This is a genomic window from Flavisolibacter ginsengiterrae DSM 18136, assembly GCF_059568575.1.
Genome location: NZ_JCANTR010000023.1, coordinates 55,004 through 70,295, shown reverse-complemented (window position 1 = coordinate 70,295; position 15,292 = coordinate 55,004). Strand labels below are relative to the sequence as shown.

15 protein-coding genes are annotated in these 15,292 nt (G+C 41.4%); 8 read left to right on the top strand and 7 right to left on the bottom strand.

The annotated features are described in order from the left end of the window. Positions 1 to 301, bottom strand: a 301-nt coding sequence (locus tag BP74_RS18725) for an IS110 family transposase (protein WP_496376530.1), incomplete at its 3' end; no start/stop codon positions are given. 303 nt (positions 302 to 604) lie between these two features. On the opposite strand from BP74_RS18725, the gene rsgA reads away from it, so the two are divergent. The 3 genes from rsgA to BP74_RS18710 all read left to right on the top strand — a co-directional run bounded on the left by rsgA (position 605) and on the right by BP74_RS18710 (position 3,248). Further along, positions 605 to 1,669 carry a ribosome small subunit-dependent GTPase A gene (gene rsgA, locus BP74_RS18720; RefSeq protein ID WP_496376528.1) on the top strand — a complete coding sequence of 355 codons (1,065 nt, stop codon included), beginning with the start codon at positions 605 to 607 and terminating at the stop codon, positions 1,667 to 1,669. Between the two features lie 176 nt (positions 1,670 to 1,845). Then, positions 1,846 to 2,079, top strand: a complete 234-nt coding sequence (locus BP74_RS18715; RefSeq protein WP_496376527.1) for a hypothetical protein — start codon at positions 1,846 to 1,848, stop codon at positions 2,077 to 2,079. A gap of 134 nt (positions 2,080 to 2,213) precedes the next feature. Continuing rightward, positions 2,214 to 3,248, top strand: coding sequence for a hypothetical protein (locus tag BP74_RS18710; protein ID WP_496376525.1), 1,035 nt, complete (start codon positions 2,214 to 2,216; stop codon positions 3,246 to 3,248). Between the two features lie 256 nt (positions 3,249 to 3,504). Here the strand turns inward: BP74_RS18710 and BP74_RS18705 are convergent, their stop codons facing one another. Next, entirely contained in the window at positions 3,505 to 5,370 is a 1,866-nt protein-coding gene (locus tag BP74_RS18705; protein ID WP_496376523.1) for a transketolase, read from the bottom strand. A gap of 125 nt (positions 5,371 to 5,495) precedes the next feature. Next, a complete protein-coding gene (locus BP74_RS18700; RefSeq protein WP_496376521.1) occupies positions 5,496 to 6,146 on the bottom strand; it encodes a YdcF family protein in 651 nt (216 codons plus the stop codon). Positions 6,147 to 6,391: 245 nt separating this feature from the next. On the opposite strand from BP74_RS18700, the gene BP74_RS18695 reads away from it, so the two are divergent. The 4 genes from BP74_RS18695 to BP74_RS18680 all read left to right on the top strand — a co-directional run bounded on the left by BP74_RS18695 (position 6,392) and on the right by BP74_RS18680 (position 10,623). After that, entirely contained in the window at positions 6,392 to 6,904 is a 513-nt protein-coding gene (locus tag BP74_RS18695) for a DUF4142 domain-containing protein (protein ID WP_496376519.1), read from the top strand. A gap of 320 nt (positions 6,905 to 7,224) precedes the next feature. After that, complete coding sequence (locus BP74_RS18690; RefSeq protein ID WP_496376517.1) at positions 7,225 to 7,662, top strand: SWIB/MDM2 domain-containing protein; 438 nt, start codon at positions 7,225 to 7,227, stop codon at positions 7,660 to 7,662. A gap of 142 nt (positions 7,663 to 7,804) precedes the next feature. Further along, complete coding sequence (gene mqo / locus BP74_RS18685; RefSeq protein ID WP_496376515.1) at positions 7,805 to 9,298, top strand: malate dehydrogenase (quinone); 1,494 nt, start codon at positions 7,805 to 7,807, stop codon at positions 9,296 to 9,298. Positions 9,299 to 9,357: 59 nt separating this feature from the next. Continuing rightward, a complete protein-coding gene (locus BP74_RS18680) occupies positions 9,358 to 10,623 on the top strand; it encodes a glycerophosphodiester phosphodiesterase (protein WP_496376513.1) in 1,266 nt (421 codons plus the stop codon). A gap of 3 nt (positions 10,624 to 10,626) precedes the next feature. Here the strand turns inward: BP74_RS18680 and BP74_RS18675 are convergent, their stop codons facing one another. The 3 genes from BP74_RS18675 to BP74_RS18665 all read right to left on the bottom strand — a co-directional run bounded on the left by BP74_RS18675 (position 10,627) and on the right by BP74_RS18665 (position 13,063). Then, positions 10,627 to 10,782: a hypothetical protein gene (locus BP74_RS18675; RefSeq protein ID WP_496376511.1), complete on the bottom strand. Its 156-nt coding sequence runs from the start codon at positions 10,780 to 10,782 to the stop codon at positions 10,627 to 10,629. 217 nt (positions 10,783 to 10,999) lie between these two features. Continuing rightward, positions 11,000 to 11,506 (bottom strand): hypothetical protein, encoded by a 507-nt coding sequence (locus tag BP74_RS18670; RefSeq protein WP_496376509.1) that lies wholly within the window; start codon positions 11,504 to 11,506, stop codon positions 11,000 to 11,002. 180 nt (positions 11,507 to 11,686) lie between these two features. Beyond that, complete coding sequence (locus BP74_RS18665; RefSeq protein WP_496376507.1) at positions 11,687 to 13,063, bottom strand: vanadium-dependent haloperoxidase; 1,377 nt, start codon at positions 13,061 to 13,063, stop codon at positions 11,687 to 11,689. A 490-nt stretch (positions 13,064 to 13,553) separates the two neighbouring features. Here BP74_RS18665 and BP74_RS18660 point away from each other — a divergent pair, with 490 nt between their 5' ends. After that, entirely contained in the window at positions 13,554 to 14,066 is a 513-nt protein-coding gene (locus tag BP74_RS18660) for a hypothetical protein (protein WP_496376505.1), read from the top strand. Between the two features lie 86 nt (positions 14,067 to 14,152). Here BP74_RS18660 and BP74_RS18655 read toward each other — a convergent pair whose 3' ends face one another. Continuing rightward, on the bottom strand, positions 14,153 to 15,196 hold the full coding sequence (locus BP74_RS18655; protein WP_496376503.1) for a 3-oxoacyl-ACP synthase III family protein: 1,044 nt from the start codon (positions 15,194 to 15,196) through the stop codon (positions 14,153 to 14,155). Positions 15,197 to 15,292: the final 96 nt, after the last annotated feature.

Genomic DNA, 15,292 nt, shown 5'->3' with positions numbered 1-15,292 from the left:
GAGCACTGTCTACCTTATCTGTTTTTGTGGTTACTTGTTTATTACCCCTGGCGATGTCTCCTGGATTGACCACCAGTACCTGCCAACCAGCAGCAGTAAGGGAATGATAAATATGATAGCCGCAGCAGCAACATTCATAACAACACTGTACCTGGTGATGCGGGAAATGCCTTGTTACGTAGCCAATCAGTAGGTCAGCGTCTGCTTCGATAGTGAACCGTTTAAGTATGAGATGATCTTCCTGAATGGTTACTGCCCAAGTTTTTTTGTGGACGTCTAAACCAATAAAGAGTTGTTTCATAACTTACCTCCGAATTTTAGAAGGGTAAGCTACTCTTTTACATGAATGCTTGCTGCTATGACGGCTGAACAAACGCAGCATTCACTTTTTGCTCGCTTATCATCAGCAGTTCAGGCTGACCGAAAGCAGGTAAGTGTTAAAATAAAATTTGTACTTTGGTTTATTAATCGCCAAGCTGACAATATAATTCCAGCACAGCAGCAAGCCGTCAACGTTAACGGTCAGTCTATATCGACATTGCTAAACCCAACTGAGTGATAAGAAATGACCTTGCAAGCCAACATTAAATAATTTTGCGCAGGCATGACATTAGAAGATTTGGGATATAATGACAAACTTGATGCATTCAGAATTGAAAACGACTTATCCAATTTTGATGTTGGAAGAGTTATCTCGGAACATAGGGAGCGATATATTGTCAGAACAATTAAAGGAGAATTTGAAAGCGAGGTAACTGGTAATATGCGTTTTGCTGCAAAAAGCCGTGAAAATTTTCCGGCAGTGGGTGATTGGGTTTCACTGGTAACATATACACCTGATTTTGCCATAATACATACAATACTACCAAGATGGTCGATTATTAAAAGACAGGCTGTGGGACAATTTGGGGAGATTCAGATTATAGCAACAAATATTGATTATGCATTTTTAGTACAAGCTGTTGACAGGGATTTTAATATCAACAGACTCGAACGGTATCTGACCATCTGTAATTCATCTAAAGTCAGTCCGGTAATTATATTGACCAAAACTGATTTAATAACTGAACTCCAGCTTGCAGAAATTTTAAACAGGCTAAAATCACGGATTAAACATGTTCCTGTTATTGAGGTAAGTAATGAAACGCAGAACGGATATGAAGCAATAAATTCATTTATAAAAAAGGGGAAAACCTATTGTATGCTTGGTTCTTCGGGTGTTGGAAAATCCACACTGTTGAATAATCTTTCTGGTGAAACCTTGATGAAAACTGATAATATAAGCACGAGTACAAACAAAGGGAAACACATTACAAGCCACAGGGAATTAATTATACTTGAAAATGGTGGTATCTTAATTGATAACCCCGGAATGAGAGAGGTAGGTATTGCAGATACAGCAAGCGGACTTGAAATTACTTTTGAGGAAATTATCAAACTTTCTAAAGATTGTAAGTTTAAAGATTGCACTCATACTAATGAGATTGGCTGCCGTGTTATTGAAGCTGTTGAAAAAGGAGAAATAGATGTTGCCTTCTACGAAAATTATCTTAAGATGGAAAAAGAGAAAGCCTATTTTGAATCAACAATTGCAGAGAAACGGAAAAAAGACAAAGACTTCGGGAAAATGATTAAGAATTACAAAAAGGGCATAAATAGAAAAAAGTGACATTCAAAACATTATTCTAAAATCTTTACTTCCCCCGCGAGGTACTGTCAGAATTACCAAATTCTCCTTCCCCGATGAGTCACCGCAGTAGTAGCTAATGCTTTTTGATATCCAGCGCGGGACTCATCGTCCCAATTACTTGTACCTTTTATTCCATTTTACTATTTTTTCTCCTGATGGCAGTACACAAACCCGTAGTAAAAGCAGGCATTTATTTTATCACCTTCCTGCGTGGCACGGTGGGGGGTATGCAAGAATCTTATGACCATGAATATAATTCTGTGGCTTTCTATGAATTGGGCCAGAAGAACAATCCGATAATGCGGGATAACCACGTGTTCATGGGAGTGTTGCTGGAGTGGAAAGGGAGCGGGAAGGAAAGAATCGATGAGTCCCGCCGTAGAGTCTGAAGACGCAAGGTTCTGCTGCGGTGACTCATCGGGGAAGGGGTGGAAGGGAGGAATATTGTCATCCATTAAGCTGATGAAGGTCAGTATAATGAAATCAGCTGTGAATTATGTTTGATAATAATTGATGGTACCAAATGAACAAGCAAACGCCATTACCTTTCGTTGTTATTATTTTACTTTTCATTGCTTCTTGTAAAAAAAATGGAAATGATGCACCTGTAGTTATTTCATGGACTAAGCTAGCTCTTGTGCATGATGCCAATATTATTCTCAATACAGTTACTGATGGCAAGAAACTATATTGTTCCGGGGCCTACATCAATTCCACAATAGATAGCACCAGTAGGGTTAGTTATGTAACGTCCTGGGCTGTTTCTCTTAACAGAATGCCTCGCAATCCAAAGTACACTATCAGTTTCAGCGAGGACAATAAAATAATGTTTATTAATTCCTACAAAGATAGTCTTCGAAATTATGGCACACGTGTACATGTATCTGTGGTTGATCCACAACTGATAGCTTTCAATTCAGAAAATTTATCGGCAGTGGATAAAATAGCTATTAATGACAACGGCCAGGTGCTGGTGTCCGGTATGGACAGGCCCAATCATCATAATTTTTACCTTATCACTTTCAACATAAATGACGGTGCGTTTCAATATGCTCCAAAGTCTGTGGTTAAGTTGCCTATTCCTGCTTTATTAAATCCTCCAACGGAAGTACATGCTTCAAACAACGACTTCTTCATTGTGGATTATTTATCGGCTTCCATGTACAAGATTGATGCAAATGGAAATGTAGTTGCCACTCTTTCACCGCTTTGGGGCGGAGAGATGTTCCAGTTCAACAACAAACTTTATCTTATTCATGGTTCTACCATTCTGAACTCTTCAGATAATGGGTCGTCTTTTTCCGGCAATACCTATAATTCAGACTTTAGTGTTTATTACTTCCGTAGCTATGGGGATAAAATTTTTGCATTTGTTCCTTATTCCAGTGTAGGACTTTTTGAATTTACATCAACAGGGTTTACGATAAAACAAATATTAAATAAAGGACTGGAGAATACACATATTACAGCAGTGACTTTCTTCAACAATAAGATCTATGTTTCTACTTTAACCGGTTTGTATTGCCTGGACTGGAAAGATGTAGCTTTAGCTTCTTAACCTTTCTCTCATTCTATGACACCTTCCCCCATCAGTTCCAGTAACTGTAGCTAAAACTTTATGATATCAAGTATGGTACTCATTGTCCCAAACAATCGTACCTTTTATTAATTTTCATCCCTGCAGTGCAGGTAAGTACTATTTATGAAAGAAGTTGGATTATTAGAAAAGAGTTTTATAAAGAACTATTGTAGTAGCAAACTCCGGATACCGTTTCAATATTTAGAGTGAAGTCTACAGATAACTAATATAATGTTTATGTAATGTTCTTGCTTCTGTTGCTTCCCGCCAATTGCCTTACTTTATCGATAATATGTGTAAAATTGATGCCTGCATCATCAAGCAATTCATCCTTGGTGCCCGATTGGGATATTTTGGTTACGGCCATCTTCACCACCTGGGCTGCAGTTGATGACAAGGCTGCCAGAACAAAATCTCCCATGCCTCCATGTTCAAAATGATCTTCCACTGTAATAATTATTTTATTACTGGTTTCGCCCAGGCATTTTTGAAGCGTAGCGGTGTCTATAGGATGAATGGAATAACAATCCACCACCCTGATCGCTATATTTTCCTTTTGTAATTCATCGGCAGCTTTTAATGCTTCAAATACAGTGATGCCGGTGGCCGCTACAGTAAGTACGTCATTGGCTGACTGGCGTAATACTTTAGAGCCACCAATAGAAAATTCATCGGTAGACTGGTAGACCAGTGGTGTTTTGGATCGTAAGGTGCGCATATAAGCAAAGCCCTGGTGTTCCACCATTTTTGGCAGCAGCGCTGCGGTAGATATAGCGTCACAAGGTTGTAAAACAATGGTATCAGGAATGGTTCCGAATAGGGAGATATCTTCCAGTCCCATTTGTGATGGGCCATCCTCGCCGATGCTCACACCAACATGTGATCCAATGAACTTGATATTGGCTTCTGAAACTCTTGCCATGCGTATTTGGTCAGCAGCCCGGGTTAGAAATGCAGCAAAGGTGGCTACAAAAGGTACCCTGCCTAAACGGGATAAACCTGCAGCCACAGAAACCATATTCTGCTCGGCAATATAGCCCTCCACAAAATGTTCAGGAAATGTTTTCTTCAGGTCTTCGGTGAAGGTGGAGTTCATCACATCTCCATCTATTGCGTATATATTCTTATTGACTGAAGCAAGCTTAACCAGGACTTCCCCAAATACCTCGCGGGTTGCATATTCTTTTCCTTTTTCAAAGGCGAGGTCCACTTTGCCAGGACCAGTTATTTTTTCTGCCAGCTGCATTTTGGCCGGTTGCTTTAACTGGAAGCGAAGATTGTCATCAATGGGTGCCAGTTCTGCCAACGCTTTTTCCAGTTCTTCTTTTTTGAGTGCTTTTCCATGCCAGCCATCCTTATTCTCAATGAATGATATGCCTTTGCCTTTTTCCGTTTTCGCCACTATCGCATATGGTTTTCCGTTAGTATTACTGGTCGCCAGTCGTAAGGCATGATCGATCTCTTCGTAATTATGCCCGTCAATAGCGATCACTTCAAAGTCAAATGCCTTGAAGCGATTCACATATTCATCAATATGGTGACCAAACATGGTCTCCTGGCTTTGCGCCAACCTGTTGATATCTAGTATCGCGATGAGGTTGTCCAGCTTTTCGTGTGCGGCAAAATTGGCGGCTTCCCAAACCTGTCCTTCTGCTAATTCACCATCACCTGTAAGAACAAAAGTTTTAAAAGGTAAGCCTTCCCTTTTGCCGAGGAGGGCTAATCCAGCCCCAACAGATAATCCTTGTCCTAATGAGCCTGTAGCGGCTTCGGCATAGGCAAACCTGGGCACAGGATGTCCTTCGAATTTGCTTCCCAGTTTTCGTAATGTTTTTAATTCCTCCAACGGGTAGGCACCTGCCATTCCAAATAAGGTATACAGCAAGGGGGCCGCATGTCCTTTGGAAAGTACAAACCGGTCATTATAATTGTTGAGGGGCTGCTTCAGATCATAGGTGAAGTAACGGTCAAACAGAACCGTAGCCAGGTCTGCTGCGGAAAGACAGGAACTGGGATGTCCTGAACCAGCTTCGGTAGTAGAGACCATGCACCATTTGCGGACAAGTTTGGCTTTACTGCTAAGGTCTTTTTTTTCAAACATAGTATTGTATTTAGAAAGAGTGGGAAGAATATGAACGATATTACTCTTCTTACATGCAACTATGACGCCATGCATAACCTACTATCTTTTGATAAAAAAGATATTGCGTTAGGTGTAGCCGAATTTCAGTCACTGATCAATTGTTTATCAAAACCAAGCGAAACCAGTTTTTCATAAGCTTCCCAAACTTCTCCTGGTATTTGCTGGGGTACCTGGAAACCTTTGGCAGGATACAGCCTGATTCGTTGCAAATCACCCACCATGATGTTAATGACCTTTTCCATAGGTAGTTCAGGTGTCGTATAATTTTCCAGGCTCAATTGGGGAGAAGTGACACAGACGTTTTGACCAGGCCAGCATTTTTCAAAGGTGGCATAGCTTCTCCTCTCCATATATGGTTTTTGAACTAACAGGAAACTGTGGGGATGGATACCTTTCTCTTCAAGGAGTGCTTTGGTAAATAAAATGTTTTCCCCGGTATTGGTTGACCGGTTCTCAATGATGATTGATCCTGGAGGAACGCCCATATCTATAGCTATTTTGGCAAACAGATCTGCCTCCGCAACTTCCCATGATCCTTTGGTTAAGCGTCCGAGTCCCCCGGAAAATACCAGCAATGGGGCCCAGCTCCCAAGGAATAATGCCGCTCCTCTTTCCGCTACCCTGGTGTCGTGGCTTCCCAGTACAAATATGCAATCAGCCTTTTGCAACGCATGGCCCATATGATGATAGTCCCATAATACATGGGCAAGCTTCATAATTGCTGAAGTGATCATATTCGAAACTATAAAAAGAACTGTGAGCATTATAAAATTCATGTTGTATTAAGAGTATAAACTTTAATGAGCTTCTATTTGAACTCAATGGTTGAAGCCGCTTATAAAAAGTTTATTAACAGGAATGTCAATAAATTCCATGGTCTCTTTTCTGTGTAAATACAATAATCTCAATTCATTATGAACTCTTAGCACGCTATTTGAAACTGCAGGCGCATTATTCCTTAACCTTAAAAAAATAGTGAATGAAAAAATTCATTTTGATCGGAAGTACCCTGGCCCTATTGTTAACAGCATGCAAGAAAGATGATGAAACCAATATGAATGCTAGTGCGCAGGACCAGTCCTTTGTTACAAGTGCTTATATGAGTAACAGTGCTGAGGTCCGGTTGGGACAACTTGCAGTAAGTAAGTCTTTGAATGCAGGAGTCAAAACATTTGCGCAACTGATGGTAAGCGAGCACGGGCAGGCACAAACGGAATTGAGCAGCATTGCCAACAGTATCAATGTTACTGTAAAGGACAGCGTAGATGCACAGCACCAGTTATTACTGGCCCGCCTTGACACATTACACGGTTTGTCTTTTGACACGGCTTATATCAACAGCCAGGTACGTGACCACCAGTCCGCTGTTACCCTGTTCCAGTCAGAGGTAAGTACAGGTACTAACCAGGCGGTAAAAGATTATGCCTCGAAGTATTTGCCACATATTCAAATGCATTTCAACATGGCTGATAGTCTCAGGGCTACGTTCTAAATTGATAGCATTGACATATTTTGTTTCAGCATGCCTCCCTCCCGGGAGGCATGTTTTTATACCAGTTCTTCTATTTTAATGCACTATCAATGGAAACCTGCTGGCATTTATCCGGCTTATATCTCCAGGTTAAAAGTCCTTTAACCACCTGTTTTTTACCCTTTTTCTCCCCTGAAAGCCCCTTTTTTGGAAGATGGCCGGAAGATTGTATACTTATCCACCGAAAAAGGAAAAACTATTTGGGCGTATTAATTGGATAACTGTAAATTAGTATGCGTTAAATTCGTGTTTTACTAAACCCAATTCAAATTCTAAGTATTATGGCAAAAGCTTCTAAGAAAGCAGCTCCTAAGAAAGCAGCTCCTAAAAAGGCAGCTACCAAAGCAGCCCCTAAAAAAGCAGCTCCTAAAAAAGCTACTGCAAAGAAAGCAGCTCCAAAAAAAGCAGCACCTAAAAAGGCAGCTCCTAAGAAAGCAGCAGCAAAAAAAGCAGCTCCAAAGAAATCAACCCGTAAGCCAAATGCAGCCTTCATGGCTCCTTTGACGCCAGACGAAACGTTGGCAAATGTGATCGGAAGCAAACCAGCTCCGAGAACAGAAGTGGTTAAAAAGATATGGGACTATATCAAAAAGAACAACCTGCAGGATAAGACAAACCGCAGGATGATCAATGCAGATGGTAAATTAAGACCACTGTTTGGTAAAGACCAGATCTCTATGTTTGACCTGGCCAAGATCGTTAATAGTCATATCAAGTAGTTCAAACCTGTAGTTTTCCGGGCCCTGGTAAGCAGTTCAAATGTTTGCCAGGGCAAGGCTACAGTTCTACAATCCCTCTCTCCTTCTACCTCATACCAGCTGTTCGTTATCAAATGGCATGTTATTTTAGTGCCTTCTTTTCATGACAGATACTACCAAGGTTGACGTGTGCCTGGTTGGTGCCGGCATCATGAGTGGCACACTGGGGATGTTACTAAAAGAACTGGATCCAGGTCTTTCCATGGAAATAATCGAGCGCCTCGATAGTGCAGCTGCCGAAAGTTCGGATGCATGGAATAATGCCGGTACAGGACATTCAGCTTTTTGCGAATTAAATTATACGCCTCAACGTAGTGATGGTTCCATTGATACCAGCAAAGCCATAAAGATCGCGGAGTCATTTGAAGTATCGAAGCAATTCTGGGCCAACCTGGTGGAGAACAAAGTGATTGCCTTACCAGGCAGCTTTATCCATTCTATTCCGCATATGAGCTTTGTTTGGGGCGCTGAAAATGTGGAGTACCTGCATAAACGTTATGAAGCATTGCAGGCATGTCATTTATTTCGCCAGATGCAATTTTCTGACGATGCCCGGGCTATAGAAAATTGGATGCCACTGGTGATGGAAGGCAGAGATACTGAAATGCCTGTGGCGGCCACGAGGATGGACCTGGGTACGGATGTCAATTTTGGGTCTTTGACCCGTTGCCTGTTTGAAAGCCTTGAAAAAAGAGGTGCTACTATCCATTTTGGACAGGAAGTATATGGTATTGACCGGGATGAAGACCTATGGACTATCAGTATCAAAAACGAAGAAACAGGTGAGAAAAGAAAGGTTAACGCAGGGTTTGTCTTTATTGGCGCAGGTGGAGGATCTCTTCCCTTACTATTAAAATCAGGTATCCCCGAAGCCAAAGGATATGGAGGCTTTCCTGTTAGCGGGCAGTGGTTGCGTTGTACCAATGAATCCATTATTGCAAGGCATGATGCCAAGGTATATGGACTGGCAGCAGTAGGATCACCTCCCATGTCCGTACCACATTTGGATACCCGCTATATCAAAGGAAAAAGAGAATTACTCTTTGGGCCCTTTGCCGGATTCACAACAAAGTTCTTAAAGCATGGTTCTGTGTTTGATCTTATAAAATCAATTAAGTTGAGCAACCTGAAACCAATGCTTTCAGCAGGTGCACATAATCTTCCCCTTACCAAATACCTGATTGAACAGGTACAATTGTCACCTGGAGAACGCATCGATGCATTGAAAGAATATTATCCCGGGGCTGTGATGAATGACTGGGAACTCGCCACAGCGGGCTACCGGGTCCAGGTTATCAAAAAAGATGAAGAGGAGGGAGGAATACTGGAGTTTGGTACCGAAGTGGTCAGGTCAGCTGATGGAACGATTGCAGCTTTATTGGGCGCATCACCAGGTGCATCTACTGCGGTATCCATCATGATCGGGCTATTGCAACAATGCTTTCCAAAAGAAATGGAAAAAGATGTATGGAAGGAAAAACTTTTGCAAATGATTCCTTCATATGGTAAATCTCTTGGACAGGATGCACAATTATCTCAGGAAATACGCAACTATACAAGCAGGGTCCTTGGTTTGAAGGTACCTGTAGCTGTTTAGTGTATATATAGCTTTCTGAAAAGATATATGCACGGTCTGCTTATTGTAATAGTTTTTTCATGATACCGGTAGTTGTAATTATTGCAGGCTTTATTTTATACGTTACCTATAAGACGAAAAGAACACCAGTGCCGCACACGGATTGGGAGCGCTTCCGGAGAAAAGGGACCGTGCCGCTTGATAGCGTCACCTGCAATGAATTGCAGGGTATTTATATGGTTGCGGATGGAAAGGAAGTCTTTGGCAATTCCTGTATTGTAAAATGGACCTATACTATTGAAAAAAACGGACCTGTCAACCATCTATCTTTTTTTGGTGGAAAGGAAGGAGCATTCATTATTTGCGAGGGCCGCAGAGATGGAAATGACATCCTGTTAAAAGGCTCGTGGAGGCAACTGACAGGTTCAGAAATTGGAACAGTGCAACTGGTGATCAGGAGCAGTAGTTTGAATGGTTTGGGCAAGACAGAATTGTCCATTGAGGGTTATTATGGAAGGAAGGAAGAACCACCACGGGAATCATTGTGTTTTTTATATCAACAACCAATACCCAATAAAAAGCCGCTGGATATACTGGCGCATAGAGGAGGTGCACGCAATGTAGATTTTTTGTCTACCTCAGAGAATTCTCTTGAGATGATGAAGATGGCAGCGCGCCTTGGAGCCAATGGAGTGGAAATAGATGTGCGATTGACTAAAGATGGAGTACCTGTGATCATCCACGACAGCTTTTTATCCATCCATACCATAAACAATGTGCTGTACGATGGACTGGTAAGCAACCAGACCCTGGCAGAATTAAAAGCTAAAGAATTAAGAAAAGGAGGACATATTCCCACATTGCAGGAGGCATTGCATACCATTCTTTACCAGACGCCCCTTGAAATAATATGGCTGGATATTAAAAAGGAGTGCGATCTAAAAGACATACGTGCATTGCAATTAGAATACATGCAAAAAGCCAGGGAGACAGGCAGGCAATTACATATTTACATTGGTATACCGGATAAAATGATACTGCAATGCTTCCGTTCGTTGGAAGATCACCAACAGCTACTTTCCTTAACGGAGCTTGATCCTGAAGTGGCAACAGCGATCAATGCCAATGCATGGGCACCACAATATACTGGAGGCTTCCAGGCAGAGCAGGTGCAACTAATGCAAACACAAGGGCGAAAAGTTTTTGTGTGGTCACTGGATGACCCCGCCATGATAGACCTTTATGTAAGGCAGGGCGGATTCGATGGGATTGTAACCAATTCGCCACCTGTCGCCTTTCATACTTATTATATGCCTGAGGAGAAAAATGTACCTGCCAATAGTTAGATATTAAGCAGCGGGATACAACTTAGTGAAGTCGAATGAACGTGTAGTTTCTTTTTCCCATGCCTGCACTGAAGCCTGTCCTGGTTTAACGGAGCGCACTAATTCTGCACCTCTGTGAACTATTTTCCTTCTTCTTTTTTCTGTGGATTCTTTACGCATTTCCATGATCACATATTTTCTTATTGTACTTTGAAAACTGTGCCAAAAATTAGTTTCGAAAGCAAATCAGGTCTATTTAGACTTGTATTTATTGTAAAATAAAATGGGTAATTATGTTTCGATTATGAAAATCATAAAAGAGCTTTAGCAGGATTTCAAAAGATGACCATATTTTGTTGACAGGTATGGACAAAAATGCAAATAATTCGATATTGCATCATCGTTTATACACTCCCGTTAGTATGTGCGTTATGCTTTTCCATAGAATATCGATATTCTTTTTCCTATACAATAAGTAAAAGGTAATGGCAGTGATAATGGGGAATGGAAATGCGGATCCTACACCTAAGGGGATAATGGCGATCATAAAGATGAAACCGCCAATTGTACCCAACCTGAATAACCATCCTTTCCATAACATGGATAATGCTATCAGTAATTGGCCAATAGCAATAGCAGCTATCAACCAGGCGCCATGCTGGCTGAACCAGCCACGAATAAAGTTTTTATAAAAGCCAATGAATGCAAGATCAGCAAAATTCACATACTCCTGCGGGCTCTGCATAGCCATATTCCAATTGGTGTAAGCGGCCCAGGCAAATAAAAGGAAAAGTAAAAATCGTGCAATACCAGGCCTGCTCCAGGCGAAATACAATATGATCAATGCTATTATATTGGAGATGATCAGTGCCAGCACATAAGCAGGATTGTTCCAACCATTCATAATTCAATAATTAGTGATGTAGATTTTTGTCTCCTAAATTTCTTTCACTAAACATTTATAACGAATGAGGGTGATCAACAGAATGTATGTTCGCCGTCAGTTGTTTACTTAAAAGGCTCTTTACCGTTGGGTAAAGAGCCTGAAATTCGATGAGTATTTTACTCTTTAAAACTAAAGCAGTTACTCTGTAAGACTAATGCTGCCAAAACTATGACCTACAGCTCTGCCTTCTGAAAGTCCTACAACTATTGAAGGAGCATAGTGTATGCCTCCATACCTGCGGGATGCTCCACTTTCATCTGCTACTTTATTAAGTGAAGAAAATGGTCTTGGAGCAAATCCCCTGAAGTCATAGGTATGATCTACCACTGGAAAGTTGTCTCCAAGCACATCCGTCAATGCCTGCATGGTTGCCCCTGTAACATAGGCATGTGCAGCAGGAAATTCGGGGTGTGGTGGGGTAGGGATCAGGGGAAACCAGTCGTGGTCAATGACTTTACGAATGTAGGTTACAGGTCTAACCTGGCTGTATTCATACTTGGACCGAAAGACTGTCAGCTGGGATTCACGCATAGCCAGGCTTGATTTTACAAAAGCCTGCGCGGCTACAGAAAGGCTGGCTCCTGACTGTTCCAATGCCTGGATAACAATATTCAAAATATGTCCCTGTGGTGTATAGCCTATATTCACACCAAGGTCATTCCAGTACAATGCCATGTTGCGCTGATCGGTGGTTAATGTTTTAGATACATCATAAACATCCTTTACCATATTATAAAAATCAGAGCCCACAACTTCAGAATAGGGATAAGGAGGCGCTGGAGACACACCTGTAGCATGAATGCTTAGGAATGGCCTTGCATTACCTAAGAAAGGATTAACTCCTTTTGCAAAAGCAGGTGGTGTAGGTTCCCAAAAGCCGATGCCTGTCTTGTACACATATCCTGTATTTCCAACGTTGAAATTGTCTGTCTTGGACCAATTATAGACGGCAGTAGCAATGGCGCGGCCATAGGCTTGCGATCTTTCAAAGCTTGTTGATCCCTGTGCAGGTGACAGCTTCTGGTTGTAAGCGTTTTCAAGCGAATCAATGCTTGCCAGGTTGGCTTGTGTTAAGCCTGGGTATAATGAACGCACCAGGCTGGCCATGGCGGCATTGGCTGCAACGGACCAGGAGTAACCCATATTATTTTCTTTTGCCGGCATTGCAGGCATCTGGTATAGGCGTGAAGAAAGACTCACAGAATTTTTAATACCGTGTCGTACAGATTCATAGAGCCCTATGCCTATATAGGCAAAATTCTCAGCATTGATGGCACCATTGGTGGCGGGGTTCGCAGAAAGGATCATACGCAATTGCAGTTTGTACCAATCAATGGCTACTGCTGCAGATTCTGATTCTGTTTTGTTGTTTGTTTTTTCTTTACTTACTGATAATTGGTTGTCATCAGTGGGCTGGTAAGGCAGATCTTTTTTGCAGCTGAATAAGATAAGCAGCAGAATACAGCTCAATGCCATGGGCAATGCGCCCATTCGAGGGAAGCAATACTTTGTCATGTAACTCTGGTTTTAGTGATGAATGAATGGAGTGACAATAGAGCCGGCAGTTTCTAACACAGAAATATTGGTGCAATTGGGATAGTATAAACAGCGCCATCATGGATAATTACTTCATCCGCAATTATTCTTGCTTACATAAGTATACTAGTATCGTAAGGTTTTTAAAAGGAAGATTTAAGAAAAAACAGGTGCGGATAACTGAACATTATATATGTCTATCAAAGCGCAGGATAAAATTTAAATAGAGCTCTTTCTGTGTTAAATAGGGGAGTGATAATTAATAATAAAGCTACAATTCTTTCAATAAATGTTTTAAAGAGGAGTAACAAAAAACTGTTCAGTTTTCAAGGCAGACCCCGCTTTCCTATTGTGAAAGAAAGATTTTTATTTCTAACTCAAACTCATGTGTATTTCACTTCTGGCAAAGTGTTTGGTTATATCCCCGGGAATAGGCGATATTCTATTGTTTAACATAAAATACTATAGTATGAAATTACAAGTCCTGAGCCTTGTATTGGCAACTGTATTCTTTTTCTCTTGCGGCACTACTTATAACAGCACAACTTCAAATGCCGCTTATGGTCTTCCTGCAAATATCAGAACAGGTTTTATAGCTAAATACCCAGATGCTACAAATGTTACCTATACCCAGTTTGATGCGGCTAACGCACCCATTGATTGGGAATTAAATGGATGGTCGCCATTAACCAATAGCGATTATACGGTAAGTTTTGATATGGGTGGACGTAAATACAATGCATGGTACACTGCAAATGGCGCCTGGGTAGGAACAACCTATGCAGTCACAGATTACACAACCTTACCTTATGTTGTGAACACCATGTTAAAAGACAAGTATAAAGACTATACGATCGAATCTGCACAAAGAGAATCATGGAAAGACCAGGTTGCATATGAATTGAACCTTGCGAAGGGTGATGCTAAAATGAAAGTTTTAGTAGATGCGAATGGTAACGTGCTGAAAGAAAAAACAAAATAGCAACAAGCAGTATCAATTTGATGGTAAAAGAAAAGCTCATGTTTGATCATGAGCTTTTCTTTTGTATATAGGTGATTGTAAAAATCCTACCATTTCAATAAGGCACTTGCCCAGGTAAATCCACTTCCAAAGGCGGCAAGGCAAACCAGGTCGCCTTTTTTTATCCTGCCTTCCTGCCATGCTTCGCATAAAGCGATGGGTATAGAGGCGGCTGTAGTATTTCCGTATCGCTGTATATTATTATACACCTGTTCATCTGTTAATCCTAATTTATGCTGCACATACTGGCTGATGCGCAGGTTGGCCTGGTGGGGCACCAATAAGCTAAGGTTTGATGGCTTGTAGCCATTTTGATCAAGGGCTTCCATGATCACTTCAGGAAATTTAACAACAGCTTTTTTAAAAACCGTTTGTCCATCCATGTTAGGGAAGAGCTGTGCTTTATCAATCATGGCATGACTCATAAACATTTCTGCTACTTGAGCATCATCAAAATCTGCCAGGTCTTCCTTCCAGTGATTAGCATGTGTGCCGGGATTGTACATAGCCAGCACTTCAGCCTCTGATCCATCGCTGTGTAAATGGGTGCTAAGTATTCCCCGATCTTCTTCTGTTGGCTGCAAAACAACAGCCCCTGCCCCGTCACCGAAAATTACAGAGACATTTCTGCCCCTTGTGGTAAGGTCAAGACCAAAGGAATGTTTCTCACTTCCCACAACAAGGATGTTTTTGTACATGCCCGACCTGATGAACTGATCTGCTACACTAAGGGCATAAATAAAACCACTACATTGGTTACGCACATCCAGGGCACCCACTTCTTTCATTTTCATAGCCCTTTGCAACAATACGCCGCAGCCGGGAAAATAATAGTCAGGGGAAAGGGTAGCGAATACAACAAAGTCAATTTCCTCCGGTTTCACCCCCGCTCTTTCCATGGCCATCTTTGCAGCTTCCACACCCATAGTGGTAGTCGTTTCTTCTGTACGGTGGGCAAACCTCCTTTCCTTAATTCCTGTACGCTCCTGTATCCAGGCATCACTGGTATCCATATATTTGGTGAGGTCTTGATTGGTAACTACTTGTGCGGGTACATACATTCCTATTCCGGCTATTACAGATCTGGGCATTGCAATCATTTATTTAAAAGTAATATTTCTAAGGTTGATTCAACAGAATAGCAATAATGACTGGCACTTATTTCAATTAATTATATAGTAAATGAT